Below are 26,586 nucleotides of genomic sequence, written 5' to 3'. Positions count from 1 at the left end.
CCTCCCCGAGCGAGTCTACGACGTGCAGCGCGGCCGACGCTCCGCGGCCGACGCTCCGCCGCCGACCGCGGAGCCGGCATCTCGGGCGATGGCAGACTGGACTCGTGGAACTGCTGCGCGTGACCGATCCTGACGATCGACGGCTCGATGACTACCGAGCGCTCACCGACACCGCGCTCCGGACCGTGAACGAACCGGCCGGCGGGCTGTACATCGCCGAATCGACGAAGGTGATCGCGCGCGCGGTCGCCGCAGGCCATCGTCCGCGTTCCGTGCTGGTGCAGGAACGTCGGGTGGACGACATCAGAGCGATCGTCGGCGAGCTCGACGTGCCGGTGTACATCGTCCCGGACGAGGTGGCCGAGTCGGTGACCGGCTTCGCCGTGCATCGCGGGACGATCGCATCGATGCATCGCCCGGTGCTGCCAGCAGTGCGTGAGGTCCTCGAGGCCGCGAACCTCGTGCTGATCCTCGAGAATGTCGGCGACCACACCAACGTCGGTGCCGCGTTCCGTGCGGCCGCCGGCCTCGGAGCCGACGCCGTGCTGGTGTCGCCCGGGGGAGCGGACCCGCTGTATCGACGCAGCGTGCGCGTCAGCATGGGGACCGTGTTCCAGGTGCCGTGGACGCGCATCACGGACTGGGAGTCGGCGGTGGCCGACCTCCACGCGGCGCGGTTCGACATCGCAGCTCTCGCTCTGAGCGATGACGCCGTGACGCTCGACGCCTACGTCGCCAACCGCCCCGAGCGCGTCGCCATCGTCATGGGGTCGGAGGGCGACGGGCTTTCCCGCACAGCCCTCGACAAGGCAGACACGGTGGTGACGATCCCCATGTCCGGTGGTGTGGATTCCTTGAACGTGGCGTCTGCCGCTGCGGTGGCGCTGTGGGCTCTGACGTCACCGTGACCCGCTGAGGAAGTCAGTCGGTCGGAGGAAAGACGATCGGCGACGGCTCGGGCCGCTTCGCCATCACGTGGTCACCCGACGACTGGTGGCGCAGGCGCCGCAGGACCCAGGGGACGAGATGCTCGCGGGCCCAGCCGAAGTCCTCGGTGCGGGCTTCGCGCCAGGTGCGGAGCGGGATCGTCTCGGGCTGCATGGCCTCGAGATCGTTGGGCACGTTGAGGGCGCGCAACGCCATGCGGGCGACCTCGTGGTGGCCCAGCGAGTTGTAGTGCAGGCGGTCGTCGTCGAAGAACCGCATGTCCTGCACGACTTTGAGCGCCCACTGGTCGGCGACGATGCAGTCGTGTCGCTCGGCGATAGCGCGCACGTTCTCGTTGTAGATGGCGACCTTGCCGCGGAAGGCACGGAAGACCGGAGTGAATGCCGTGTCGATTCCGGTGAAGAGCAGAATCGCGGCGCCGGTCGACGACAGACGTGCGACGGCGTCTTCGAGCTGAGCGGCGATCGCGTCGGGGTCGGTGCCCGGTCGGATCACGTCGTTGCCGCCGGCGCAGATCGAGATGAGGTCTGGATGCAGCGCCACGGCGGGCTCGATCTGATCGCGCACGATCTGGGCGATCAGCTTGCCGCGTACGGCGAGGTTCGCGTAGGCGAAGTCGTCGACCTGGCGTGAGAGCACCTCCGCGACACGGTCGGCCCAGCCACGGTGGCCGCCCGGCTGCGACGGATCCGGGTCGCCGATGCCCTCCGTGAACGAGTCGCCGATCGCGACGAATCTTCGCCAGGGGTGCGGGTTCTCGTTGTCGAGTTCCGGGGTTCGGATCGAATCCTGATCTGTCATCCAGCTCTCCTTCGGAACGAGCGCATCCGTGCGGTGGCGGCCGCGCAGTGACCGAGCCTACCCCGGGTGGGAGGATCCCGGCGAGACGCGCGCGGCAGAGCGCGCGAGCGTGCCGAGTGTCGGCGGCAGCGATTATCGTTGTCTCGATGCTCTCTCCGTCCTTTCCTCAGCGTGCCCCTTGGGGAACCGCGAACAAGCTGCGCGCCTGGCAGCAGGAGGCGCTCGAGCAGTACTTCCAGGCCGATCAGCGAGACTTCCTCGTGGCGGCGACGCCGGGGGCGGGAAAGACGACGTTCGCCCTCACCCTCGCGGTCGAACTCATGCGCATGGGCGAGGTCAACCGGATCATCGTGGTCGCCCCGACCGAGCACCTCAAGACCCAATGGGCTGATGCCGCTGCTCGCGTGCACATCCGTCTCGATCCGCGATTCCGCAACAGTCACTGGGCGCCGGCGCGGCACTACCACGGCGCCGTGGTCACCTACGCGCAGGTGGCCGCGAAGTCGTCGGTGCACCGCCATCTGACCGAAGACGCCAAGACGCTCGTCGTCCTCGATGAGGTGCATCACGGCGGCGATGCGCTCAGCTGGGGCGATGCGATCCGCGATGCCTACGGACCGGCGAAGCGTCGACTGCTGCTCTCGGGCACCCCGTTCCGCAGCGACACCGCGCCGATCCCGTTCGTGGAGTACCACCCTGACGAGTCCGGTGCCCGCATCTCCCGCACCGACTACAACTACGGCTATGGGCGCGCGCTGGCCGACGGCGTCGTCCGTCCTGTGCTCTTCCACATGTACGCGGGCAAGATGCGGTGGCGCACGAGCAGCGGCGACGAGCTCGAGACGCATCTCGGTCAGGACAACACGAAAGACGTCACCTCGCAGGCCTGGCGAACGGCGCTCGACCCCGAGGGCGAGTGGATGCCCGCGGTGCTCTCGGCTGCGGATCGACGTCTGACCGAGATCAGGCACCACGTGCCCGATGCCGGGGGCCTCGTGCTCGCGACAGACCAGACGGTCGCACGCGCCTACGCCAAGATCCTGCACAGCATCACCGGCCAGCAGCCCACGATCGTCCTGTCAGACGACGCGACAGCTTCTGAGCGCATCGAGAAGTTCAGCAACAGCGAGGATCGCTGGATGGTGGCGGTGCGCATGGTGTCGGAGGGCGTCGACGTGCCGAGGCTCGCGGTCGGGGTCTACGCGACCTCCTCATCGACGCCGCTGTTCTTCGCGCAGGCGATCGGCCGCTTCGTGCGAGCGCGCCGCAGGGGAGAGGCGGCGAGTGTCTTCCTTCCTCAGGTTCCGGTTCTCATGGGGCTCGCGAACGAGATGGACAAGCAGCGCGACCATGCGCTCGATCGTCAGTCGAAAGACGACGACGGGCTCGAGGACTCACTGCTCGAGTCGGCGAACCGCGAAGACGATGCATCGGATGCGCTGACACAGGAGTTCAGCTATCAGGCGCTCTCGTCGGTGGCGCACTTCGACCGCGTGGTGTTCGAAGGTCAGGAGTTCGGCCAACTCGCCGAGCCGGGCACCCCCGAGGAAGAGGAGTTCATCGGCTTCCCCGGTCTTCTCGAGCCCGAGCACGTGCACGAGCTGCTGATGCAGCGGCAGGCACGTCAGACCCGTCTGCGTGAGACGAGGGAGGCCGAGGCAGGACCGACCGAGACGACCACGCTCCCGGCGCCGTTGCATCGCACTCTTCGTGAGCAGCGCCAGCTGCTGAACAGCCTCGTGGGCCTGTACGCCCGTCAGAAGGGCGAGCCGCATGGGGCGGTGCACGCGGAGCTGCGCAGAATCTGCGGTGGTCCTGCTGTCGCGCAGGCGACAGTCACACAGTTGCAGTCGCGCATCGACGTGCTCCGCAAGCGCGTCCGCTCCTGAAATCGGCCCGCGGTTCGGAGCCCCGAAAAGCTGGCAATCCTGCTCCCGGTGCCGCCGTGACGCGAGGTCGAAGCTAGCGTTGAACGGTTGCCCCGATCTCGGGGACCGTCGATCAGGAGACCTCATGACAGCCCCCGCTGCCGCCGACCCGACCGCCGCAGACCGTCGCCGCTGGGCACGTTATCTCGTAGAGGAACGCACCGAAGGGCACGTCTACCAGAAGCTCGCGAGCCGCCGCACCGGCGAGGAGCGCGAGATCCTGCTCAGCCTCGCCGATGCCGAGCGTCGCCACGAGCAGCACTGGCTCGATCTGCTGGGCGCCGAGCCTGCGCGGCTGCCGAGGGCAGGCATTCGGTCACGGCTGCTCGCCTGGATGGCCGGTCGCTTCGGATCCATCTTTGTCCTCGCGCTCGCGCAGAGCGCCGAAGCCAGATCCCCGTACGACTCCGAGCAGTACGCGACACCTGCCATGCGTGCAGACGAGAAGGTGCACTACGAGGTGGTCCGAGGCCTCGCTGCGCGCGGGCGACGCCGTCTGTCCGGGTCGTTCCGTGCGGCCGTCTTCGGCGCGAACGACGGTCTGGTGAGCAACCTCGCTCTCGTGCTCGGCATCGGTGCCACGGGTGTCAGCTCCGCCTTCGTGCTGTTCAGCGGGATCGCGGGTCTGCTCGCCGGGGCGCTGTCGATGGGGGCCGGGGAGTTCGTCTCCGTGCGCTCTCAGCGCGAGCTGCTGGCGTCGACGGAAGCGAACGAGGATGCCGCCGCATCCGCTGCCGACCTCGACATCGACGAGAACGAACTCGCGCTGGTCTACCGCGCGCGCGGAATCGGCCAGCAGGAGGCGCTCGAGCGTGCACGGCGGATAGTGGATGCCGCGCGTGCCGGAGCGGAGCGCACGACGACGGGGCCGATCCACATCCACACCGGAGACGACCACGAGATCGTCGGCAGCGACTGGACGGCGGCCATCTCGAGTTTCCTGCTCTTCGCGTCCGGCGCGATCATTCCGGTCCTCCCGTGGATCTTCGGACTCGAGGGCACCACTGCGGTGGTCGTCGCGCTCGTCCTGGTGGGTGTCGCGCTGTTGTCGACCGGAGCGATGGTCGGCATCCTGTCGGGAGGTCCACCCCTGCGTCGCGCACTGCGACAGCTCGCGATCGGCTTCGGCGCCGCGGCAGTCACCTACGTGCTCGGGCTGGTGTTCGGCGTCGGGGCGCTCTGACGCCGGTGCCGACCCGTCGGGCTGGGCTCGGGGAACTCATCCCGAGTTCTGCCCGACCACACGGTGAGACCGGGGGTACGAATAAGGCCTCGGATATCCAGTGGATATCCGAGGCCTGTCTGTGCGCGGAGGGGGACTTGAACCCCCACGCCCTTACGGGCACTACGACCTCAACGTAGCGCGTCTACCATTCCGCCACCCGCGCAGGTGTTGGATGTTCGTTGCCGAACGAAGATTTACATTAGCACGAGCGTCGAGGCACTCAGAAACCGGCGGTGACGCCCGGGCGCGCCACGACGTTTCGATAGCCTGGATGCATGACTGACGTGGCTCTCCCCGAGGTGGTTCGCCTCGCGAGCGATCTGATCCGATTCGACACCTCGAACTTCGGCGGAGGCAACGCGAAGGGTGAGCGTGAGGCCGCCGAGTACGTCGGCGCGTATCTGCAGGAGCTGGGTCTTGACGTCGAGTACTACGAGCCGATCCCGCGCCGCACGAACGTGATGGCGCGCGTGCCCGGTCGCGATCGGAGCAAGCCGGCCCTCGTCGTGCACGGACACCTCGACGTCGTCCCGGCCATGGCCGAAGACTGGAGCGTCGACCCGTTCGCGGGCATCGTGAAGGACAGCATGCTCTGGGGGCGTGGAGCGGTCGACATGAAGAACATGAACGCGATGATCCTCACCGCCGTCGCAGACCTCCTGCGTGCGGGGGAGCAACCGGAGCGGGATCTGGTGCTCGCCTTCTTCGCCGACGAGGAGAACGGCGGCGTCGAGGGTTCGGCGCTCGTCGTGCAGAACCACCCGGAGTGGTTCGCGGGAGCGACCGAAGCCATCAGCGAGGTGGGCGGCTACTCGATCACGGTCGACGATCGCCGCGCCTACCTGCTGCAAGTGGGGGAGAAGGCGCTCATCTGGATCCGCCTCGTCGCGAGGGGGCGTGCCGGCCACGGAAGCCGCCTGCACGACGACAACGCCGTCACGAAGCTCGCTGAGGCTGTGGCGGCCCTCGGGCGCACACGGTGGCCGCTTCGGCTCACTCCCACCACCGAGGCGCTGCTTCAGGGGCTCAGCGACCTCACCGGACGATCCGTCGACGACCCGGACGCCCTCGCGGCCGCCGCCGGACCCGCTGAGGCGTTCCTCCGTTCGTCGTTCCGGACGACGACCAACCCGACGGCGCTCACCGCGGGGTACAAGCACAACGTGATCCCCGAACGGGCGGAGGCGCTGATCGACGTGCGGGTGATCCCGGGCACCGAAGACGAGGTGCTCGCCGAACTGCAGCAGATCGTCGGCGACGACATCGAGATTCAGACTGTCGTGCGAGACATCGGCATGGAGACGCCGTTCGAGGGGGAGCTCGTCGAGGCGATGGTGGCCAGTCTCGGCCGTCACGACCCCGGCGTGCCGGTCATCCCGTACCTGCTGGGCGCGGGGACCGACAACAAGGCACTGGCCTATCTCGGCATCACGGGGTACGGATTCGCGCCCCTCCGACTCCCTGCCGACCTGGACTTCACGGGGATGTTCCACGGGGTCGACGAGCGCGTGCCCGTAGAATCGCTTGTCTTCGGTCAGCGGGTGCTGGCCGATCTGCTGCGCACGTATTGAGCTCTCTGCTCCGCGTCCGCGCACCACGACTCAGAAAGCTCCTCCATGCACTTGTTCGAAGCGCTCATCCTCGGCATCGTCCAGGGACTCACTGAGTTCCTCCCGATCTCCTCCAGCGCGCATCTGCGCATCCTCGGCACCTTCCTGCCGTCCGGTGAGGACCCTGGTGCCGCGTTCACCGCGATCACGCAGATCGGCACGGAGGCGGCGGTCGTGGTGTTCTTCTGGCGTGACATCGTCCGCATCATCGCGCAGTGGTTCCGCTCGCTCACGGGCAGGGTTCCGCGCAGCGATCCTGACGCCCGGATGGGCTGGATGATCATCATCGGCAGCATCCCGATCGTGCTGCTCGGCCTGCTCTTCCAAGATCAGATCGAGACCGTCTTCCGGTCGCTCTGGATCGTCGCGATCATGCTGATCGTGTTCGGCATCCTGCTCGGCATCGCCGACCATGTGGGCGCGAAGCGACGCAAGCTCGATCAGCTGACCTATCCGCACGGCATCGCCTACGGCTTCGCGCAGGCTCTCGCGCTGATCCCCGGCGTGTCGCGTTCGGGCGGGACGATCACGATGGGACTGTTCCTCGGCTACGAGCGCGCCGCCGCCGCGCGCTACGCGTTCCTGCTGGCGATTCCCGCGGTGTTCGGCAGTGGCTTCTACCAGCTGTTCAAGAGCTGGGACGAGCCGTCGTTCTTCTCCTTCGGCGACACGCTGGCAGCGACCGGCATCGCCTTCGTCGTGGCGCTCGCGGTCATCGCGTTCTTCATGAACTACATCTCGAAGCGCAGCTTCCTGCCGTTCGTGATCTACCGCATCCTGCTGGGCACGGTTCTGCTGGTCCTGCTCGGGACCGGCGTCATAGCGGCCTAGCGGCACGACACCCGGAGGCCTCCGCGCTCAGCGCTTGTGGTCTCCGGGGCCGTCGCTGCGGCGCTTCAGGTAGCGCTCGAACGCCTGGGCGATCGCATCGCCGGATGCATCGGGGGAGTCCCACGTGTCGCGGGTCTGCTCGAGCTGACGGATGTACTCCGTCATGTCCTCGTCATCGGCGGCGGCGGCGTCGATCGACGCCTCCCATGCGGCGGCCTCCGTGCGCAGATGGTCGCGCGGGACGTCGACTCCCGTCAGCTCCTCGAGCCGGTCGAGCAGTGCGAGGGTGACCTTGGGCGATGGAGTGGCGGATGCGACGTAGTGCGGGACGCTGGCCCACAGGCTGGCGGTCGGGATGCCGGCGCTCTCTGCGAAGTGCTCGAACACGCTGAGTATCCCGACGGGGCCCTCGTAGAGAGACCGCTCGAGACCATGAGCCTCGCGGACCTGCTCATTCTGGCTCGACGCGAAGATCGAGATCGGTCGCGTGTGGGGCACGTCCGAGAGCATCGCACCGAGGGTCACGAACCCGGTGATGTCGTCGCGGAGCGCGACGTCGATGAACTCTGCGGCGAAGGACTGCCAGGTGCGCGCGGGCTCGACTCCGGTCAGCACCCAGAACTCCGGGCCGGGCCCTGGATCGCGCGGGCGCCACAGCCCGGCTTCGGGCCAGCTGAGCTGACGGCGGCCTTCGGCATCCATCTTCGTGGAGGGGCGGGTGTACTGATAGTCGAAGTACAGCTCCGGGTCGATCGAGTGCACGAGGTCGTAGTCGTTCGCGGAACGCAGTGCGGCGATCGCGCCGCTCGCGGCCTCACCCGCGTCGTTCCAGCCATCGAAGGCGACGATGACGATGCGTGAACCGAGGACATCCATCGTGGGCTCCCTTCGCCAGTTCCGGATCGGTATCCCTCCAGGCTAGTCCGACCGCGCGGGGACCGGGTGGAGCCACGGGTAACATGGTTCGGTGAGCAGACAGCCCCGCGCGATCCTCTGGGACATGGACGGAACCCTCGTCGACACCGAGCCGTATTGGATGGCAGCCGAGACGGCCCTGGTCGAATCCTTCGGCGGAACGTGGTCCCACGACGACGCCCTTCAGCTCGTGGGCAACGGTCTCATCGACAGCGCGATCATCCTGCAGGATGCGGGCGTCGACATGGAGGCCGAAGCCATCATCTCGCTCCTCACCGATGGAGTTCAGCACGCTCTGCGCACGCAGGGAGTGCCGTTCCGCCCCGGTGCCCGCGAACTGCTGCAGGATCTGAAGTCGGCGGGCATCCCGACCGGCCTCGTCACGATGTCGCTGCGTCGGATGGCATTGAACGTCGTCGACCTGATCGAGTTCGAGGCCTTCGACATCGTCGTCGCGGGCGATGACGTGACCCACCCCAAGCCGCACCCCGAGCCGTACCTGCGCGCGGCGTCGCTGCTCGAGATCGACATCGCCGACGCCGTGGTCATCGAGGATTCCCCGACAGGGCTCCGCGCGGGTCTCGCCTCCGGCGCCGTCGCGCTCGGGGTCCCGCACATCGTGTCCCTCGATCACGTCGGGGCGCACGAACTCTGGCCTACCCTCGAAGGCCGCAACGCCGCGCACCTGATCGACCTGTTCGACCGTAAGAACTCCATGACGGGAGCCACCCGATGACCGACACCACCTCACCGCGGCCGAGCGGGCCGTTCCGGGAGGGCGATCGGGTGCAGCTGACCGGGCCCAAAGGACGCCTGCACACCGTGACCCTCCGCGAGGACGGCGAGCTGCACACCCATCAGGGAGTGCTCCGGCACCGTGACCTCATCGGTCGTCCTGACGGTTCTGTGGCCGCCAACAGCTCCGGGCATGAGTACCTCGCGCTGCGGCCCCTGCTCCGCGATTTCGCGATGTCGATGCCGCGCGGAGCGGCGATCGTCTACCCGAAGGATGCGGCGCAGATCGTGATGCAGGCCGACATCTTCCCCGGCGCGGTCGTGGTCGAGGCGGGCGTCGGATCCGGCGCACTCTCGCTCTCACTGCTCCGCGCCATAGGTCCGGTCGGCCGTCTGGTGTCGTTCGAACGCCGTGAGGACTTCGCCCAGGTCGCTCGTGGAAACGTCGAGACATTCTTCGGCGAGACGCCCGATACCTGGAATGTGGTGGTCGGAGATCTGGCCGAGGCACTTCCGACCGAGTTCCCGGCCGGCACGGTCGATCGCGTGGTGCTCGACATGCTCGCGCCGTGGGAATGCATGGACGTCGTCGCCGATGCCCTCACGCCTGGCGGCGTCGTGCTCTGCTACGTCGCGACGGCGACTCAGCTCTCGCGCGTCGCCGAGTACATCCGCGGCACCGGACTGTTCACCGACCCGGAAGCGTCTGAGACGATGGTGCGAGGGTGGCACGTCGAAGGGCTCGCCGTCAGACCGGATCACCGCATGGTGGCGCACACCGGGTTCCTTCTCACGGCGCGTCGGCTGGCGCCGGGGGCGGTCGCTCCCCAGGTCAAGCGCAGGGCCTCGAAGAGCAGCTACGGCGATGCGGATGTCGACGCGTGGACGCCCGGCGCCGTCGGGGATCGGGAGATCAACGACAAGAACCTCCGCAAGCGAGCCAGAGAGGCGGCGAAGGCCGCCGAAGGGGCGCGTCTCGCGTCCGGTTCGCGCGAATCGGAGCCACCGACGGAATAGACTGGAGCGCGTGCGTAAAACGTCCGCCGTTCTGGCCACCCTCAGCCTCGCCGTCCTCACTCTGACCGGATGCGCTTCGGCGCCGTCGTTCGCCGGTGACGTCTGCGATCGTGCAGGCGCTTCGACCGCATCCGTGAAGGATTCGGTGACTGCAGAGGGCGCGCTGGGCGAAGCTCCCGACGTGACCGTCTACAGCCCTGTCAAGGCGGACGAGACGTCCTTCGCAGACGTGATCACAGGAGAGGGGAACACCCTCACCTCCACTTCTCAGCCCATGGTGCTCGATATCGCCTTCTACGGTGGGGAGAGCGGTGAGAAGCTCTACGAGTCCGAGTTCAACGGCGACCCGAGCCGGGTGCACAGCATCTCGTACTGGGCCGAGCGGTCCGCCGGACTCGAAGCCGTGCTCGAGTGCGCCACCGGTGGCAGCCGGATCGTCGCCGTGCTGACCCCCGAGGACTTCGGTGAAGCCAACGTCGAGGCCTTCGGACTCGCGAAGGACGAGAACATCGTCGCGATCGTCGACCTGCAGGATGTCTACCTCGCACACGCCGAAGGCGCATCGCAGTTCAACGACGCCCGTGGCCTGCCGAGCGTGGTTCGCGCTCCCGACGGAACCCCGGGTGTGATCATCCCGGACAGCGACGCTCCCACGGAGGCTGTGACCGAGACTCTCATCAAGGGCGACGGCGCGAAGGTCGAAAAGGACTCGACGATCGTGACCAACATCATGGCCGTGGGATGGGACGACAAGACCGTCACATCGAGTAGCTGGGGTGCGGAGCCCAACATCGGTCCGGCAGCGAAGGAGCTCGTCGGTGCGACAGTCGGTTCGCAGCTCCTCGTCGTCGTGCCGGAGGCCGACGGAAACCCGGCGACGGCCATCGTGGTCGACATCCTGGGCGTCGTTCCCGTCCCGGAGCAGTGATGGCGGCCCGTATTCCCGCGGAAGAGCGTCTGACGAACCTCGTCGTGGCGCTGATGGCCACGGAGATCGGGCTCACCAAGCAGCAGATCCTCGACAACGTCTCGGGGTACCGTCAGCGAGCCGATGCGGGTGTGCGCTCCGACGCGCTCGAGAAGATGTTCGAGCGCGACAAGGACGAGCTCCGCACGCTCGGTGTCCCCGTCGAGACGATCGGTGATCAGGCCGATCCCAATGATCTCCGCGAAGCCCGTTATCGAATTCCCCAGGCGGAATACGATCTGCCCAGCGACATCGAGTTCACCGCTGCCGAGCTCGCCGTGCTGCAGCTGGCCGGCAGCGTGTGGAGTGCCGAGTCCGCGTCGGGCGACGCCAAAGCCGGCGTGCGCAAGATCAGAGCGCTCGGGATCGACGGCGATGAGCCGATCATCGGCTTCGCGCCACGGATCACCGCTCGCGATGCGGCCTTCCCGCAGCTGCAGGACGCGATCGAGAAGAGCCGTGTCGTCGTCTTCGACTATCTCAAGCCGGGAGAGGATGCGCCCCGCCGACGCAGCATCCGTCCGCTCGCGCTCGTCGACTACGAGGCGAGATGGCATGTTTTCGGTGTCGACGTGGACATCGAGGAGGACCGCATGTTCCTGCTCAGCAGAATCGTCGGAGACGTGAAGCTCACTGCGAAGTCCTTCGAACCCGCCCTGCGCGAAGGAGCGGGAGAGCGTGCCCTGAGCGGTCTCGAGCGCGTCGCGTCGCAGAACTCTGCGCTGCTCGAGGTCACCCCTGGCACTGAAGCGTCACTGCGTCTGGGCCGCCGCGCGACGCCGGCGGCGACGCAGGGGATTCTTGTCCCGTTCGTCGACCTGCACATCTTCGCCGACGAACTCGCCTCGTATGGCCCCGAGGTGCGCGTGGTCGAGCCCGTCGCGCTCCGCTCTGCCGTCGTCGAGCGCTTGACTGCCGTCGTCGAGACCAACTCGGACACAGGGGAGCAGCGATGAGCGCCCAGGTGAAGCCACTGCTCGCCGCCGACCGCGTCCGCGTCTACTTGACGCTCGTGCCCTATCTGCTCGAGCACGGCCAGGTGTCACTCGCTGAGGCGGCAGCGGAGTTCGGGGTCACTCCGGCCGAGATGCGCCAGATGGTCGAGAAGCTCACCGTCATCGGCCTGCCCGGTGATTCCGGCTTCTGGCAGCAGCCCCAGGAGATGTTCGACATCAACTGGGACCTTCTCGACGAAGAGGACGTCATCGAGATCACCAACGATGTCGCCCTGCGACGAGTCCCGCGCTTCACAGCCCGTGAGGCGGCGGCGCTGCTCGCCGGTCTGCAGATGGTGGCCGCAGTGCCGGCGGTCTCCGACTCGGGGCTCGTCAGCGGTCTCATCTCGAAGCTCTCGCGGGGTGCGGCAGATGCGCCGGCTGAGGTGGTCGTCGCGCCGAGTGCCGTCGACGAGGTGCGCCAGGTCGTGTCGCAGGGCGTGCAACGAGGTGTTGCCGTGTCGTTCACCTATCAGGCGCCCGATGCGGCGCCGACCACACGCACCGTGGATCCGGTGCAGGTGCTGATCACCAACGCGCAGTGGTACCTGCAGGGGTGGTGCCACATGCGACAGGCGATGCGGACGTTCCATCTCGATCGGGTGAGCGACGCGCGGCTGACCGACATTCCGATCACCCACGCGGGCGACCACGTGCCGGAGGCGTTCAGCGCGGTCGAGCACGAGGGCGAGGTGCGAGTGCGCGTGCCCGAGAGGATGGCGCCTCTGCTCGGGGATTTCCTCACCGCCGACAACGCCGACGTCAGCGACGGGATCGTGACCGTGCGGCTGCATCTGGCCGATCCTCGGGGGGTCAAGCGATTGGCGGCGAAGTTCGGCGGAGCCCTCGAAGTCGTCGACCCCGGCGTCGCCCGGACTGCTGCACGCGAGTGGGCCGCCGCAGGACTCGCGCTGTATCGCCGACCAGACGGCGACAACGCCGGTTAGACTGCTACTAAACGACGAAGGAGAATCATGGGCGCTTTCGGTTGGCCACATCTGCTGATCATCCTCGCCGTCATCCTGCTGCTCTTCGGTGCGGCGAAGCTGCCCGCGCTGGCAAAGAGCCTCGGACAGTCCGCCCGTGTGTTCAAGGGCGAGATGAAGGCGATGAAGAACGAGGACGCGACTGACGTCGCGGATCCGGCATCCCCGACACCCGCGCCCTCGGTCGCGGACACCACGGTGACGGCTCGCGACACGGATCCGGGTCAGCCACCTCGATCCGCATAGTTCGTTGTCCGCTCTCGATTCCGCCGACCAGGTGACACCCGGTCGCGACCGGCGGATGTCTCTCGGCGCGCACCTCATCGAGTTGCGCAAACGGCTCTTCATCGCTGCGGGTGCGCTCGTTGTCGGCATGGTGATCGCGTTCATCGTGACGGATCCGATCATCGATCTGCTCTCGATCCCGATCCGGACGATCGCCGAAGAGGCCGGTCGCGAGTACGTCGGCCTCAACTTCACGACGGTGACCAGCGGCTTCGATCTCCGCATGCGCATCGCGTTCGCGATCGGTCTTCTGCTCTCCGCCCCGGTCTGGCTCTGGCAGGTCTGGGCGTTCGTGATGCCGGGGCTCACCAAGAAGGAGACCCAGTACACCTGGGGATTCCTGGGGGCGGCCATACCTCTGTTCTTCGGAGGATGCACTGTCGCGTTCTTCGTACTGCCGCACGTGATCGAGATCATGGCCGGCTTCGTGCCGACCGGCATGGCCCAGTTCTTCGATTATTCGACGTACTACGACTTCGTCTTCAAGTTCCTGCTGGTGCTCGGAATCGCGTTCGTGCTCCCCGTGTTCCTCGTCGCGCTCAACCTCGCCGGCATCGTCTCGGGCAAGGAGATCCTCAAGGGATGGCGCGTCGCCATCCTCGTCTGCACGATCTTCGCGGCCGTCACCACGCCGCCCGCCGATGTCTTCTCGATGCTGCTGCTGATGGGATCGATGATCGTTCTCTATTTCGCGGCGACCTTGATCTCGATGCTGTTCGATCGGCGCAAGCGCAAGGCTGATGCGGCCGCGGGCATCGAACCCCTGAGCGCATGAGTTCGCCGTCAGAACGGTATGCCGCCGCTCGCGAAGCCGCAGGGCATCCGGCGACTGTCGCCTTCGCTGCGAGCCAGAAGTTCGAGCTCGACCCGTTCCAGATCGAGGGGTGCCACGCTCTCGAAGACGGCAGCAGCGTGCTGGTCGCTGCCCCTACCGGAGCAGGCAAGACGATCGTCGGCGAGTTCGCGATCAACCTCGCGATGCAGACGCCGCGAGACAAGGCGTTTTACACGACGCCGATGAAGGCCCTCTCGAATCAGAAGTTCCGCGAGCTGGTCGACGTGTACGGCGCCGATGAGGTGGGTCTGCTCACCGGAGATACGAACATCAACGGCAACGCCCGGATAGTCGTCATGACGACCGAGGTGCTGCGCAACATGATCTACGCCGACTCCGCGGCGCTGCGCGACCTTCGGTATGTGGTGATGGACGAGGTGCACTACCTCGCCGACCGATTCCGAGGCGCGGTGTGGGAAGAGGTGATCATCCATCTGCCGCAGCATGTGCGGCTGGTGTCGTTGAGTGCCACGGTGTCGAACGCCGAGGAGTTCGGCGACTGGCTCGACACGGTCCGCGGCGACACCGAGGTCATCGTCTCGGAGATCCGACCGGTGCCGCTCGAACAGCATGTGCTGGTTCGCGACGATCTGCTCCCGCTCTTCGACGACCGCGCAGGGATCGCGACGGCTCAGGTCAATCAGGAGCTGATGCGCATCCGCTCCTTCACGGGCTCGAACTACGACAACAACCGTGAGGCGCAGTCGTACCGCAGCAACCGCCATGCCGGCAGGCAGGCCCAGCGCCCGCCTCGCGGCGGGCGCCGCCCAGTGCGTGCATCGAATGTGCGTCGGATCGAGCGGATGGATCGGCCGGACGTCGTCCGTCTGCTCGAGCGCGCCAACCTGCTGCCCGCGATCTTCTTCATCTTCAGCCGGGTGGGCTGCGATGCCGCTGTCCAGCAGGTCCGACGGTCGGGGGTGCGACTCACGACGTCGGAGGAGAAGGCCGAGATCCGCGTGATCGTCGAGGATCGCACCCGCTCGCTGCAGGACGAAGATCTCGGCGTCCTCGGATACTGGGACTGGCTCGAGAACCTCGAGCGGGGCGTGGCCGCCCACCACGCCGGACTCCTCCCCGCCTTCAAGGAGGTCGTCGAAGAGCTCTACAAGCGCAAGCTCGTGAAGGTCGTGTTCGCGACAGAGACTCTGGCGCTCGGCATCAACATGCCGGCGCGCACGGTCGTGCTCGAGAAGATGGAGAAGTTCAACGGCGAGGCGCGCGTGGCGATCACCTCGGGGGAGTACACCCAGCTCACCGGTCGAGCCGGACGACGCGGCATCGACGTCGAGGGCCATGCTGTGGTGCAGTGGACCGAGGGGATGGATCCGCAGGCTGTCGCCGCGCTCGCATCCCGGCGCACCTACCCCCTCAACTCCAGCTTCCGGCCCACCTACAACATGGCCGTCAACCTGATCGAGCTGTTCGGAAAGCAGCGTGCGCGCGAGATGCTCGAGTCTTCCTTCGCTCAGTTCCAGGCTGATCGCGCGGTGGTCGGACTTGCCCGGCAGGTGCGCGAGGCCGAGGAGTCGCTCGAGGGCTACAAAGCCGCGATGGTCTGCGACCACGGCGACTTCCTCGATTACGCATCGATCCGCCGAGAGCTCAGCGACCTCGAGAAGAAGAACCGTCAGGACTCGAACGCGCCCCGGGCTTCGCGCGACAAGCGCACGAAGCAGATCCAGAGCCTGCGCGCCCGCATGCAGCGGCACGGCTGCCACCGCTGTCCAGATCGTGAGGCCCACGCCCGCTGGGCGGAGCGGTACTGGAAGCTCAAGAGGCAGAACGATCGCATCCGTCGGCAGATCGAGACGAGGACCGGAACGGTGGCGCGCGTGTTCGACCGGGTCGTCGAGGTGCTCGAGACGCTCGACTACCTGCGGCGCGATGCCGACGACGTGACCACACTCACCGACGCCGGGCGCACGATGCGGCGGATCTACGGAGAGCGTGATCTGCTGGTCGCCGAGTCGTTGCGCCAGGGCCTCTGGAACGGCCTGGACGCTCCCTCGCTGGCCGCCATGGCCTGCTGCCTCGTCTATGAGCCGCGCCGCGATGAGGCGAACTCGGGCGAGCGCGATCTGCCGAGGGGTGCCTTCCGTGCGGCATACGAGAAGACCACCACGCTGTGGGCCGAGCTCGATGATCTCGAGAAGGATCACCATCTCCCGGGTTCCGAACCCTTGGCTGCCGGTCTTGCCGGCGCGATGCACTCCTGGGCGCGCGGCGGGATGCTCGATCGAGTCCTGGTCGACGCCGACATGGCGGCTGGTGACTTCGTGCGCTGGGCCAAGCAGACGATCGACCTGCTCGATCAGCTCTCGATCGTGGCGGAGGACGGGACGCTCGCGCGAAATGCCCGCGTCGCTCTCGACGGCGTGCGCCGCGGCATCGTCGCCTACTCCTCGATGTGAGAACAGGACCCATGCCTGATTCCCGAGCGCGACAGCGCCCTCTGCTGCCACTGTCGCTCGCACTGCCTGCTGCGGCGATGGCTGCGATCCTCATGGATCTTGCGTATCCGGACACCGCAGTGTGGGCTCTCGCCTTCCCTGCCACGGCGTTGTTGCTGGTCGCGCTCATCGGACGTCGGGCCGGAGGCGCGCTGGCGGTGGGCCTGGTCTACGGAGTGATCTTCTTCGGGCTGCTCGTGTCATTCACCTCGCGCTACCTGGGCCCGCTGCCCTGGGCCGCACTGAGTGTTCTGGAAGGCGTCCTCACAGCCGTGGCTCTGATCCTGGTCGCCCTGGCCTATCGCTGGATCCCCAGAGCCTTCTCAAGCCTCTGGGCGCGGCTCCTTCTTCTTCCGGCGGTCGTGGCGGCCCTGTGGGTCGGGCGAGAGCTGTTCGTCGGCTCGTGGCCCTACGGAGGCTTCCCGTGGGCGCGTCTGGGCATGAGCCAGGCCGAGAGCCCGCTGGCCCCTGTCACGTCCTGGGTGGGTGTCAGCGGACTCACCTTCCTGATGGTGTTTCTCGTTGCTCTGGTCATTCAGGTTGTGCGCGAGCGTGCCTGGCGTCGCCCGACCGCGCTGATCGCACCGGTCATCGTGACGGCGGCCCTGCTCGTCACGCCCCTGTTCCCTACGGCCGCCAGTGGCACGATGCGGATCGCCGCAGTGCAGGGGAACGGGCCGAGCGGCTATTTCGATGAGCGCCAGCCGTACTCGCTCATCGACGCGCAGACGGATGCGACCGAGCCGCTCTATGGCGAGGACGTCGACCTGCTGGTGTGGCCCGAGGGATCGCTCGACTACGACCCGTTCCAGTCCGACTCTCTCGCCCGGCGGATGAGCTCGGTCGCGGCGCGCATCGGTGCTCCTCTGCTCGCGAACGCGGCGACAGAGAGAGACGGCCTGTTCTACAACACGTCGATGCTGTGGACGCAAGACGGCGGGGACGGTCAAGTGCACGACAAACGGCACCCGGTTCCCTTCGGGGAGTACGTGCCCGACCGCGCCTTCTTCAATGCTCTAGCGCCCGACCTGATCGGACTCATCCAACGCGAATACACGCATGGAACGAATCCGCCGGTCATCGACGTCGACGGAGTGAAGGTCGGATTGGCGATCTGCTTCGACGTGATCTACGACGACGTGATCAACGAGGGGATCGGCGAGGGTGCCGAGGTGCTCGTCTTCCAGACCAACAACGCCGACTTCCGAGGTACTGACGAGAATCTGCAGCAGCTCGCGTTCGCGAGGATGAGGGCGATCGAGACCGGTCGCAGCGTCGTGAACATCTCGACGGTGGGCACGAGCCAGATCATCCGCCCGGACGGATCCACGGTCTCGAGCCTGGATGCAGGAAAGGCCGGAGCGCTGCTCGAGGATGTCGAGCTGCGTTCCGGCCTGACCGCTGGAATGGTCCTCGGCCCCTGGGTCCAGCAGATTCTGCTGTGGGGCGGGTTGGGCGCGCTGGCCTTCGGGTGGTTGCGCGCCCGTCGGCGCTAGGCGCCGATCTTCTCGCGGGTCGGGTCTTCACCTGCACCGCGGCGCGCGCGGATGAAGGCGAGTCGCTCTTCGAGAAGCTCTTCGAGCTCCGCACGGGTGCGACGCTCCAGGAGCATGTCCCAGTGCGTGCGTGCCGCCTTCTCGTCGGTGGCGTCGAGCGTGACGGCCTGGCCGTCGACGTTCAGGCGGGCGTCCGCTCCGCAGGCACGGCATTCCCACGTCTGAGGCGGCTCTGCGTCCGCCGAGAACATCAGGTTCGTGACATGGCCGCAGGTGTCACAGATGTAGGTGGTTTCACGGCGCTCCATGAAAACGACGCCCTCTTCGCTCTGTAGGCTCTGGGCGCCGAGTCGGATGCCGCGTAGGCTGCGATCTGCCATTGTGTGGTCCTCTCGTCGCTGTCAGGTATAACGCTCCAGCCTGTGCGCTTCATCCACGCGGGCGGAATCTCGGCGCGATTCACAGCGGAATCCCAGCGCCACAGCGTAAAGGCGGCGTGGCGCGATCAGGGGCCGAGCGTGGCCAGCGCGAGGTCGGCTCGGTCGGTGACGATCCCGTCGATACCTGCCGCGACCAGCCGTCGCATCGAGACGGCGTCGTTCACCGTCCACACGTGGACCTCGACGCCGTGTCGGTGTGCGGCGCGGAGCAGAGACGGCGTCAGCACTCGGAGCACACCGTGTCGCTCGGGGATCTGCAGCGCGTCTATGTCGCGCAGGGCGCGCGCGGGGGAGAGGCGGAGAGATGAGAGCGCGCGGACCGCCGCGATGGTGCGGCTGCCGCCGGAGGTCGCCGGGCGCAGATCAGCGCCGGACCGAAGGGCGGATGCGACGGCGGCTCGTCGGTTCGCGTCGGAGAAGCTGGTGATCAGCACACGGTGCGTGTGGTCGACGAGGATCGGGCCGAGGGGCTCGGCGGCCTCGGCGGTCTTCACATCGATGTTGAAGCGCGTCGTCGGGAAGGCCGACAGTGCGTCTGCGACGGTGAGGAGGCCGCCGTGATCGGCGAAGATGAGCGCGAGTTCGCGAGTGCGGACGGCGCGCACCGGGCGCGGATCTCCGACGAGTCGCGCGAGCGTCGAGTCATGGAAGAGCACGACGTCGCCGTCGGCCGTCACCTGGCAGTCCGTCTCGACGTACTCGGCGCCGGCCGCGTGTGCCGCTGCGAACGCTGCTGCCGAATTCTCCCAGACACCGGAGTCCCCGCCCGCCGTGGTCGTCAGACCGCGGTGAGCGAGGACTCTGGGGTGCTGTGCCTTCTCGAAGTAGGGGTGCGTCACGCGCCCGGCGGGTTCGTCGGAGGCTGACCGGGCTTCGGGGTGAACGCGGTGCCGATGCCTTTGAGTGCTTCGGTCAGTTCGCTCGGGATGATCCAGAGCTTGTTCGACTGCCCCTCGCTGATCTTCGGCAGCATCTGCAGGTACTGGTACGCGAGCAGCTTGTCGTCCGGCGCGCCCTGGTGGATGGCGGTGAAGACGTTCTGGATCGCCTCGGCCTCACCCTGAGCACGGAGGACTGCGGCCTGCTTGTCACCCTCGGCGCGCAGGATCTCGGCCTGCCTTGCGCCCTCGGCTTCGAGGATCGCCGACTGCTTGGTTCCCTCAGCGGTGAGGATCGCGGCGCGGCGGTCACGCTCGGCGCGCATCTGCTTCTCCATCGAATCCTGGATCGATATGGGAGGGTCGATCGCCTTCAGCTCGACACGGCCGACGCGGATACCCCACTTGCCGGTCGCCTCGTCGAGCACGACGCGGAGCTGTCCGTTGATGTTGTCGCGGCTGGTCAGCGCTTCTTCGAGGTTGAGGCCACCGACGACGTTTCTGAGAGTCGTCGTCGTGAGCTGCTCGACTGCGCCGAGGTAGTTCGCGATCTCGTAGGTCGCGGCACGGGCGTCGGTCACCTGGAAGTAGACCACGGTGTCGATCGAGACCACGAGGTTGTCCTCGGTGATCACGGGCTGCGGCGGGAACGAGACGACCTGCTCGCGCATGTCGATGAGGGGTCGCAGACGGTCGATGAAGGGCACCAGGATGTTGAGTCCGGGCATCAACGTCTTGTGATAGCGGCCCAGACGCTCCACCACGCCGGCTGTGGCCTGGGGGATGATGCGGATGGATCGAGCCAGCGTGACCACCACGAAGATGATGATCGCGATGACGAGGATCCACCCGATCGCTGCGGGAATGAACGATGCGTCGTCCAAGAGGTTCTCCTAGTCGTTGACGGGACGGACGGTCGCGGTCGCGCCGTTGATCGCGATCACTGCGATCGGTGAGCCCTGGGGAATCGGCACCGCCCCGGCGGTACGGGCGGTCCAGGTGTCGCCGTTGCTCAACTTCACCTGACCCGAGATCTGAGTGACGTCCTGCAGGGCGGTGCCTCTGAGGTCGATGAGTGCGTCGACATTGGATTTCGTCGGATCCTCACCGCGATGCAGCCGCTTGATGAGCGGCGGACGCAGAAACAGGATGAAGAGGGCGGCGGCCGCGGCTGCGATGAGCACCTGGACCCACACGGGGATGCCGACGAAGTCGGTGACGAGTCCGACGACGCTGCCGAAGCTGAGCATCAGGAAGGTGAAGTCGAGAGTGAGCATCTCGATCACGAGGAAGATGGCGATCAGGATCAGCCACCCGATCCATGCCCATTGGTCGATGAACTGTACGAATGTCGCGAAGTTGTCCATGCGGCCTCCTTTGCGGTCAACCTATCACGCAGCATGAGCCGTGGCCCGGCTCGACGGGGCCGGCTTGATAGTCTGAAAGAGCCGTGTCATCACGGCGATTCACGCATCAGAGGAGTCACCGTGACCGACGTTCTTCCCGCAGGTTCTCTCGACGGCAAGGTCGCCCTTGTCACCGGCTCGTCTCGGGGGATCGGGGCCGACACCGTGCGCTACCTCGCTGAGGCGGGTGCCGACGTGGTCATCAACTTCCGAAACAAGGCCCCGCGCGCCGAGAAGCTCGCTGCACAGCTGCGCGAGCTCGGACGCCGCGTGCTCGTCGTGGGTGCCGACCTCACCGACCCCGCGTCGGTCGGCGAGATGTTCGATGCGGTGAACGCCGAGTTCGGCCGCCTCGACGTGCTGGTTCTCAACGCATCCGGGGGCATGGAATCGGGGATGGCCGAGGACTACGCCCTGACCCTCAACCGTGACGCACAGATCAATGTCCTCGACGCGGCCGTCCCGCTGCTCGGCGACGGCTCGCGGGTCGTCTTCGTCACGAGCCACCAGGCCCACTTCATCCGTACCACGCCCACGATGCCCGAGTACGAGCCGGTCGCGCTGTCGAAGCGTGCCGGAGAGGACGCGCTCCGCGAGCGCATCCCGGGCCTCGCCGAGAAGGGCATCGGGTTCACCGTCGTCTCCGGCGACATGATCGAGGGCACCATCACGGCGACGCTGCTCGAGCGCGCCAATCCCGGCGCGATCGCCGAGCGTCGGGAGTCCGCGGGCAAGCTCTACAACGTCTCGGAGTTCGCGGCAGAGGTCGCACGTGCGGCGGTCGACGGGGTTCCCGCCGACAACACTCGACTGGTCGGCGACGTCAGCGCCTTCGCAGCGGAGTAAAACTTCGGGACGCGCAATGCAGAGAGCCCCGTCCGAAAGGACGGGGCTCTCTGCATTGCGAGGCGAGTCAGATCGCGGAGTCGGCCTTCGCCGAGGCCACGAAGTCCTTCGCGTCCTTCCCGAGGGTGATCGCGCGGACGATCTGCACGATTCCGAGAACGACGAGCGAGATGCCGAGCACCAGCCAGAGCACCGCCGCCGCGTACAGCGGGGAGAACAGCACGACGATACCGGCGATGATGCTGAGCAGTGCATAGAGCAGCGTCCAGACCCGTGAGCCGTCCTGTCCGAGGAGCGACAGCGCCACCACTCCGTCGACGATCCAGCTGATGCCGATGAAGATGACGACGACGAGCGCGAGGGTCGCCGCGGCGACTCCGAGATTCGCGAACGCGATCACGCCGGCGACGATGTAGACGAGGCCGAGCACGATGTGGCCGACTCGAGCCCATCCGCCCTTGACCTTCGAGAAGATACCGAGGCCGATATAGACGAGACCTGCGATCACGAGGTAGGTGGCGAAGATTCCGGTGACGATCACGGCCGACTTGGCCGGCCAGACGAGCAGGACGATACCGGCGATGAGGGCGATGACGCCCGAGACCGCCAGCACCACGCGAATGGACTTGAACAGTGACTTCGCTTCGGTTGCGAGTGAATCAGACATGGTTGGGGACCCCTTTCTGAGAAAATCCTGTGAGGGATGGTCACAGAGTAGCGCTCTCGAAGCCGAAAAGGGGGGAGGACAGTATCGATATGTCGTGAACGTTCACACGCGGATACCGAGCGTCATGGCACACTCGACACGTGACCCCGGACGATGACGCGCGGCTCCGCGAGCTCGTCGTGATGCGCGGGGTGCGGGATCGCATCGATCGCGACTACGCGACACCTCTCGATGTAGAGGCTCTGGCGCGCGGCGCACACATGTCGGCGGGGCATCTCGGCAGACGGTTCAAAGAGACTTACGGAGAGTCGCCGTACTCGTATCTGATGACGCGACGGATCGAGCGGGCCATGGCGCTGCTGCGCCGCGGCGACCTCAGCGTCACCGAGGTGTGCTTAGAAGTGGGCTGCTCATCGCTGGGCACCTTCAGCACCCGGTTCACCGAGCTGGTCGGTGTCCCACCTCGCGTGTATCGTGAGCGCGCAGCCGATATCGACGGCATCCCCAACTTTCAGGTGAAGCACGTCATCAGACCGATCAGGAATCAAGAAGCGCCGCGCACGGGTGCGGACCTAACGTGAAACCCATGAACATCAGCATCCATTACGCGTTCCTCCCGCACACCGACGCCGAGGCAGCTCTCGGCTTCTATCGCGACGCCCTCGGCTTCGAGGTGCGCAACGACGTCGGCTACGACGGCCTCCGATGGCTCACGGTCGGTCCGGAAGGACAACCCGAGACGTCGATCGTGCTGCACCCGCCTGCCACCGACCCTGGGATCACCGATGCCGAGCGTCAGACGATCCTCGAGCTCATCGCCAAAGGCAGCTACGGCGCGCTGACGCTTGCCAGCGACGATCTCGACGCCCTGTTCGAGCGGCTCGTCGACAGCGGCGCAGACGTCGTCCAGGAGCCCATGGACCAGCCGTACGGGGTGCGCGACTGCGCCTTCCGCGACCCCGCGGGCAATCTGCTCCGAATCAACCGGGCCGGCTGAGCCGGTCTCCACTCGAGGATCCTCATGACGACTCACCCCGCCGACGGCCACTACTTCATCCGCGTGCAGGGTGCGCGCGAGAACAATCTGAAAGAAGTGAGCGTCGACATCCCCAAGCGTCGCCTCACGGTGTTCACCGGCGTCTCGGGGTCGGGCAAGAGCTCGCTGGTCTTCGACACGATCGCCGCCGAGTCCCGGCGCATGATCGACGAGACCTACAGTGCGTTCGTGCAGGGATTCATGCCGTCGGTGCCACGCCCCGACGTCGACGTGCTCGAGGGGCTCACGACCTCGATCATCGTCGATCAGGAGCGACTCGGGGCGAATCCACGTTCGACGGTCGGCACGGTCACCGATGCGAACGCGATGCTGCGGATCCTCTTCAGCAAGCTGGGGCAGCCCTACATCGGCGGCCCCACCGCGTTCTCCTTCAACATCCCCACACAGAGGGCCAGTGGAGTGATGACCGGGCCGGGCGGCGAGAAGAAGATCGTCAAGGACGCCATCTACCTCGGCGGGATGTGCCCGCGGTGCGAGGGCAGGGGAGCGGTGTCCGATCTCGATCTCTCCCAGATCGTCGATGAGTCGAAGTCCCTCGATGAAGGGGCGATCATGGTCCCCGGGTACACCGCGGACGGATGGATGGTGAAGGGGTTCTCCGGGTCGGGCTTCTATCCGGCTGACAAGCCGGTTGCCGGATTCACCGAGAAGCAGCGCCTGCTCTTCCTCTACGGAGAGGTCACCAAGGTCAAGATCTCGGGCATCAACATGACCTATGAGGGGCTCATCCCCAAGATCACCAAGTCGATGCTCTCGAAGGACCTCGATGCCCTGCAGCCGCACATCCGCACCTTCGTCGAGCGGGTCGCGACATTCGCGACGTGCCCCGAGTGCGACGGCACGCGTCTGACCGAGGGGGCCCGGTCCTCGAAGATCGACGGAATCAGCATCGCCGATGCCTGCCGCATGCAGGTCACCGATCTCGCCCTGTGGGTGCGTGGTCTGGAGCTTCCCGGTGCCGCTCCGCTGATCGAGGCCCTGCGCGCCAACCTCGACGCGTTCGTCACCCTCGGCCTGGGATACCTGAGTCTCGAGCGGCCCTCCGGAACGCTCTCCGGTGGGGAGGCACAGCGCATCAAGATGCTGCGCCATCTGGGGTCGTCTCTCACCGATGTCACCTACGTGTTCGACGAGCCGACCATCGGCCTCCACCCGCATGACATCCAGCGGATGAACACGCTGCTGCTACGCCTGAGGGACAAGGGCAACACGGTGCTGGTCGTCGAGCACAAGCCCGAGACCATCGTGATCGGCGACCACGTGGTCGACCTCGGCCCAGGCGCCGGGAGCGCAGGAGGGGAGATCTGTTTCGAGGGGACAGTCGACGGGCTGAAGGCCAGTGGCACGCGCACGGGTGATCATCTCGACGACAGAGCGGTGCTCAAGGAGTCGGTGCGCAGCAGCACCGGTGCGATCGAGATCCGCGGCGCCACCGCCAACAACCTGCAGAACGTCGACGTCGACATCCCCACAGGCATCCTCACCGTGGTCACCGGCGTCGCCGGCTCGGGCAAGAGCTCTCTGATCCACGGCTCTGTATCGAAGCTCGAGGGCGTCGTCGCGATCGACCAGGGCGCGATCAAGGGCTCGCGACGGAGCAACCCCGCCACCTACACCGGCATGCTCGAACCCATTCGCAAGGCATTCGCGAAGGCCAACGGCGTCAAGCCCGCGCTGTTCAGTGCGAACTCGGAGGGAGCGTGTCCGACGTGCAAGGGCGCAGGCGTCATCATCACCGAGCTCGGTTTCATGGACACGATCGAGACGCCCTGCGAGGACTGCGGCGGCAAGCGGTTCCAGGCTGCCGTCCTCGAGTACAAGCTCGCAGGCAAGGACATCACCGAGGTGCTGGATCTCCCCGTCGCCGAGGCGCGGACGTTCTTCTCTGACGGCGAAGCGAAGCTTCCCGCGGCAGCCACGATCCTCGGTCGCCTCGAGGACGTCGGCCTGGGGTATCTCTCCCTTGGGCAGCCGCTGTCGACGCTGTCGGGCGGTGAGCGTCAGCGCGTCAAACTGGCGATCCAGATGGGGGAGAAGGGCGACACGTACGTCCTCGACGAGCCCACCACCGGTCTCCACCTCGCTGACGTCCAGAACATCCTCGGGCTGCTCGACAGGCTGGTGGAGTCGGGCAAGACCGTGATCGTGATCGAGCACCACCAGGCCGTGATGGCACACGCCGACTGGATCATCGACATCGGCCCTGGCGCAGGCCACGACGGGGGTCGAGTCGTCTTCGAGGGGACTCCCGCGGATCTCGTCGCGGCCAAGTCGACGGTGACGGGGGAGCACCTGGCGGAGTACGTCGGCGCGTAGGGGAGGCGCCGCTCAGTCCTTGCGCGCGACGATCGTGAAGGTGCAGGGGATGAGGTTGCGTTCCGCCTCGGGCCACGCATAGCCACGAGGAACCTCGACCATTCGCGGGCTGAACTGCCAGGGGAGCGTCCGTCCCTCATCGAAATGGACCAGGCGAAGCCCGGCACGGAGCAGCGCACCGAGGATCTCGGAGAGTGGATGCGGCCACTCGTAGGTCCGGGAATGTGCGACCGTTCCGTCTCCGGCGTACGTCGATTCGTCGTCCCACTGCTGGGCACGACCATCTCCGAAGTACGGGTAGCGCGTCGTGAGGTCTCCCGCATCCTCGTCGAGAGCGAGCAACGCGGGATGACCGTCGCGGATGAAGAACGTGCCACCCGAGCGCAGCAGTGCGACGATCTGAGTCGCCCAGCGGTCGAGATCCTCGAGCCAGCAGATCGTCCCGATGCTCGTGTAGACGACGTCGAAGGCGCCCGGAACCGCGTTGCTCGCATCGAGGACGTCGGTCTGGACCCACGTGGCCGAGACCCCTGCGCGGTTCGCGAGCGCCTCTGCGGCTCGTAGCGCCGGCTCCGAGAAGTCGACGCCCGTCACGGTCGCTCCGGCACGCGCCAACGAGACGGTGTCGGTGCCGATGTGGCACTGCAGATGGCAGAGGTTCAGTCCTGAGAGAGTCCCACCACGCACGAAACGGCTGAGCACCGGCAGATCGTCGCTCACGACGTCGCTGAGGTGGCTTGGCTCGTCGAAAGCGTCCAATCCGTATGCTTCCTCGTGCAACGGGACGCGATCGTCCCAGTTCTGCAGATTCGCGCTGCGTGCGGCTTCCCAGTCGATCTCGACGTTGCTTCCGTTCACGTGACGAGCCTATCTATCGCCTCGATCCCCGCGATCGCACTAACGCCGATAATGCACATTATGTCAGGTCATGGTGGTTGCGCTGACTCCC

26 protein-coding genes and 1 tRNA gene are annotated in these 26,586 nt (G+C 66.6%); 18 read left to right on the top strand and 9 right to left on the bottom strand.

The annotated features are described in order from the left end of the window. Positions 1-104: 104 nt before the first annotated feature. Complete coding sequence (locus ACIOU8_RS02725; RefSeq protein ID WP_400785547.1) at positions 105-908, top strand: TrmH family RNA methyltransferase; 804 nt, start codon at positions 105-107, stop codon at positions 906-908. Positions 909-921: 13 nt separating this feature from the next. Here ACIOU8_RS02725 and ACIOU8_RS02720 read toward each other — a convergent pair whose 3' ends face one another. Further along, complete coding sequence (locus ACIOU8_RS02720; protein WP_400785545.1) at positions 922-1,749, bottom strand: SGNH/GDSL hydrolase family protein; 828 nt, start codon at positions 1,747-1,749, stop codon at positions 922-924. Between the two features lie 146 nt (positions 1,750-1,895). Between ACIOU8_RS02720 and ACIOU8_RS02715 the strand changes: the two genes are divergently transcribed. Continuing rightward, positions 1,896-3,638, top strand: coding sequence for a DEAD/DEAH box helicase (locus ACIOU8_RS02715; protein ID WP_042536686.1), 1,743 nt, complete (start codon positions 1,896-1,898; stop codon positions 3,636-3,638). 124 nt (positions 3,639-3,762) lie between these two features. Beyond that, positions 3,763-4,860 carry a VIT1/CCC1 family protein gene (locus tag ACIOU8_RS02710; protein WP_400785543.1) on the top strand — a complete coding sequence of 366 codons (1,098 nt, stop codon included), beginning with the start codon at positions 3,763-3,765 and terminating at the stop codon, positions 4,858-4,860. Between the two features lie 122 nt (positions 4,861-4,982). Here the strand turns inward: ACIOU8_RS02710 and ACIOU8_RS02705 are convergent. Continuing rightward, positions 4,983-5,065: transfer RNA gene (locus tag ACIOU8_RS02705), tRNA-Leu, on the bottom strand. A gap of 112 nt (positions 5,066-5,177) precedes the next feature. On the opposite strand from ACIOU8_RS02705, the gene ACIOU8_RS02700 reads away from it, so the two are divergent. Next, on the top strand, positions 5,178-6,473 hold the full coding sequence (locus tag ACIOU8_RS02700) for a M20/M25/M40 family metallo-hydrolase (RefSeq protein WP_400785541.1): 1,296 nt from the start codon (positions 5,178-5,180) through the stop codon (positions 6,471-6,473). Positions 6,474-6,518: 45 nt separating this feature from the next. Continuing rightward, entirely contained in the window at positions 6,519-7,343 is an 825-nt protein-coding gene (locus ACIOU8_RS02695; RefSeq protein WP_400785539.1) for an undecaprenyl-diphosphate phosphatase, read from the top strand. A gap of 27 nt (positions 7,344-7,370) precedes the next feature. On the opposite strand, the gene ACIOU8_RS02690 is transcribed toward ACIOU8_RS02695, so the two are convergent. Continuing rightward, on the bottom strand, positions 7,371-8,219 hold the full coding sequence (locus ACIOU8_RS02690) for a PAC2 family protein (protein ID WP_400785537.1): 849 nt from the start codon (positions 8,217-8,219) through the stop codon (positions 7,371-7,373). A 91-nt stretch (positions 8,220-8,310) separates the two neighbouring features. Here ACIOU8_RS02690 and ACIOU8_RS02685 point away from each other — a divergent pair, with 91 nt between their 5' ends. From ACIOU8_RS02685 to lnt, 9 genes are read left to right on the top strand one after another with little or no spacing between them, the layout of a single operon-like run. Further along, positions 8,311-8,994 carry an HAD family hydrolase gene (locus tag ACIOU8_RS02685; RefSeq protein ID WP_400785535.1) on the top strand — a complete coding sequence of 228 codons (684 nt, stop codon included), beginning with the start codon at positions 8,311-8,313 and terminating at the stop codon, positions 8,992-8,994. Further along, a complete protein-coding gene (locus tag ACIOU8_RS02680) occupies positions 8,991-10,010 on the top strand; it encodes a tRNA (adenine-N1)-methyltransferase (RefSeq protein ID WP_400785533.1) in 1,020 nt (339 codons plus the stop codon). The genes ACIOU8_RS02685 and ACIOU8_RS02680 overlap by 4 nt, the downstream gene beginning before the upstream one ends. 10 nt (positions 10,011-10,020) lie before the next feature. Further along, positions 10,021-10,938 (top strand): hypothetical protein, encoded by a 918-nt coding sequence (locus ACIOU8_RS02675; protein ID WP_400785531.1) that lies wholly within the window; start codon positions 10,021-10,023, stop codon positions 10,936-10,938. After that, positions 10,938-11,933 (top strand): helix-turn-helix transcriptional regulator, encoded by a 996-nt coding sequence (locus ACIOU8_RS02670; protein WP_400785529.1) that lies wholly within the window; start codon positions 10,938-10,940, stop codon positions 11,931-11,933. The genes ACIOU8_RS02675 and ACIOU8_RS02670 overlap by 1 nt, the downstream gene beginning before the upstream one ends. After that, positions 11,930-12,919 (top strand): helix-turn-helix transcriptional regulator, encoded by a 990-nt coding sequence (locus ACIOU8_RS02665; RefSeq protein ID WP_400785527.1) that lies wholly within the window; start codon positions 11,930-11,932, stop codon positions 12,917-12,919. The genes ACIOU8_RS02670 and ACIOU8_RS02665 overlap by 4 nt, the downstream gene beginning before the upstream one ends. 27 nt (positions 12,920-12,946) lie before the next feature. Continuing rightward, on the top strand, positions 12,947-13,204 hold the full coding sequence (tatA, locus tag ACIOU8_RS02660) for a Sec-independent protein translocase subunit TatA (protein WP_400785525.1): 258 nt from the start codon (positions 12,947-12,949) through the stop codon (positions 13,202-13,204). Positions 13,205-13,259: 55 nt separating this feature from the next. Further along, entirely contained in the window at positions 13,260-14,018 is a 759-nt protein-coding gene (gene tatC, locus ACIOU8_RS02655; RefSeq protein WP_400786864.1) for a twin-arginine translocase subunit TatC, read from the top strand. Continuing rightward, a complete protein-coding gene (locus ACIOU8_RS02650) occupies positions 14,015-16,492 on the top strand; it encodes a DEAD/DEAH box helicase (protein WP_400785523.1) in 2,478 nt (825 codons plus the stop codon). The genes tatC and ACIOU8_RS02650 overlap by 4 nt, the downstream gene beginning before the upstream one ends. An 11-nt stretch (positions 16,493-16,503) precedes the next feature. Next, complete coding sequence (gene lnt, locus ACIOU8_RS02645; RefSeq protein ID WP_400785521.1) at positions 16,504-18,027, top strand: apolipoprotein N-acyltransferase; 1,524 nt, start codon at positions 16,504-16,506, stop codon at positions 18,025-18,027. On the opposite strand, the gene ACIOU8_RS02640 is transcribed toward lnt, so the two are convergent. The 4 genes from ACIOU8_RS02640 to ACIOU8_RS02625 form a co-directional block, all read right to left on the bottom strand. Next, the gene (locus ACIOU8_RS02640) at positions 18,024-18,407 is read right to left on the bottom strand and encodes an RNA polymerase-binding protein RbpA (RefSeq protein ID WP_042536672.1); all 384 of its coding nucleotides are present in this window, start codon (positions 18,405-18,407) and stop codon (positions 18,024-18,026) included. The genes lnt and ACIOU8_RS02640 overlap by 4 nt on opposite strands. Positions 18,408-18,532: 125 nt before the next feature. Next, positions 18,533-19,306: a glycerophosphodiester phosphodiesterase family protein gene (locus ACIOU8_RS02635; protein WP_400785519.1), complete on the bottom strand. Its 774-nt coding sequence runs from the start codon at positions 19,304-19,306 to the stop codon at positions 18,533-18,535. Continuing rightward, complete coding sequence (locus ACIOU8_RS02630; RefSeq protein ID WP_400785517.1) at positions 19,303-20,229, bottom strand: SPFH domain-containing protein; 927 nt, start codon at positions 20,227-20,229, stop codon at positions 19,303-19,305. The genes ACIOU8_RS02635 and ACIOU8_RS02630 overlap by 4 nt, the downstream gene beginning before the upstream one ends. Before the next feature lie 9 nt (positions 20,230-20,238). Beyond that, positions 20,239-20,712, bottom strand: a complete 474-nt coding sequence (locus ACIOU8_RS02625) for an NfeD family protein (protein WP_400785515.1) — start codon at positions 20,710-20,712, stop codon at positions 20,239-20,241. A gap of 120 nt (positions 20,713-20,832) precedes the next feature. Between ACIOU8_RS02625 and ACIOU8_RS02620 the strand changes: the two genes are divergently transcribed. Next, the gene (locus tag ACIOU8_RS02620) at positions 20,833-21,597 is read left to right on the top strand and encodes an SDR family oxidoreductase (protein ID WP_400785513.1); all 765 of its coding nucleotides are present in this window, start codon (positions 20,833-20,835) and stop codon (positions 21,595-21,597) included. A 67-nt stretch (positions 21,598-21,664) separates the two neighbouring features. Here ACIOU8_RS02620 and ACIOU8_RS02615 read toward each other — a convergent pair whose 3' ends face one another. Continuing rightward, complete coding sequence (locus ACIOU8_RS02615) at positions 21,665-22,264, bottom strand: HdeD family acid-resistance protein (RefSeq protein WP_400785511.1); 600 nt, start codon at positions 22,262-22,264, stop codon at positions 21,665-21,667. Positions 22,265-22,446: 182 nt separating this feature from the next. Here ACIOU8_RS02615 and ACIOU8_RS02610 point away from each other — a divergent pair, with 182 nt between their 5' ends. The 3 genes from ACIOU8_RS02610 to ACIOU8_RS02600 are packed head-to-tail and all read left to right on the top strand — an operon-like array spanning position 22,447 to position 25,637. Then, complete coding sequence (locus ACIOU8_RS02610; protein WP_400786862.1) at positions 22,447-22,845, top strand: helix-turn-helix transcriptional regulator; 399 nt, start codon at positions 22,447-22,449, stop codon at positions 22,843-22,845. Positions 22,846-22,850: 5 nt separating this feature from the next. After that, positions 22,851-23,261, top strand: a complete 411-nt coding sequence (locus ACIOU8_RS02605) for a VOC family protein (RefSeq protein ID WP_400785509.1) — start codon at positions 22,851-22,853, stop codon at positions 23,259-23,261. A gap of 24 nt (positions 23,262-23,285) precedes the next feature. Then, positions 23,286-25,637, top strand: coding sequence for an ATP-binding cassette domain-containing protein (locus tag ACIOU8_RS02600; RefSeq protein WP_400785507.1), 2,352 nt, complete (start codon positions 23,286-23,288; stop codon positions 25,635-25,637). A gap of 12 nt (positions 25,638-25,649) precedes the next feature. On the opposite strand, the gene ACIOU8_RS02595 is transcribed toward ACIOU8_RS02600, so the two are convergent. Beyond that, on the bottom strand, positions 25,650-26,495 hold the full coding sequence (locus tag ACIOU8_RS02595; RefSeq protein ID WP_400785505.1) for a class I SAM-dependent methyltransferase: 846 nt from the start codon (positions 26,493-26,495) through the stop codon (positions 25,650-25,652). Positions 26,496-26,586: the final 91 nt, after the last annotated feature.

It is taken from the genome of Microbacterium sp. NPDC087589, assembly GCF_044743635.1.
Lineage (GTDB): Bacteria > Actinomycetota > Actinomycetes > Actinomycetales > Microbacteriaceae > Microbacterium.
The sequence above is the reverse complement of the archived record's forward strand: the minus strand, read 5'-3'. Positions and strand labels throughout refer to the sequence as shown.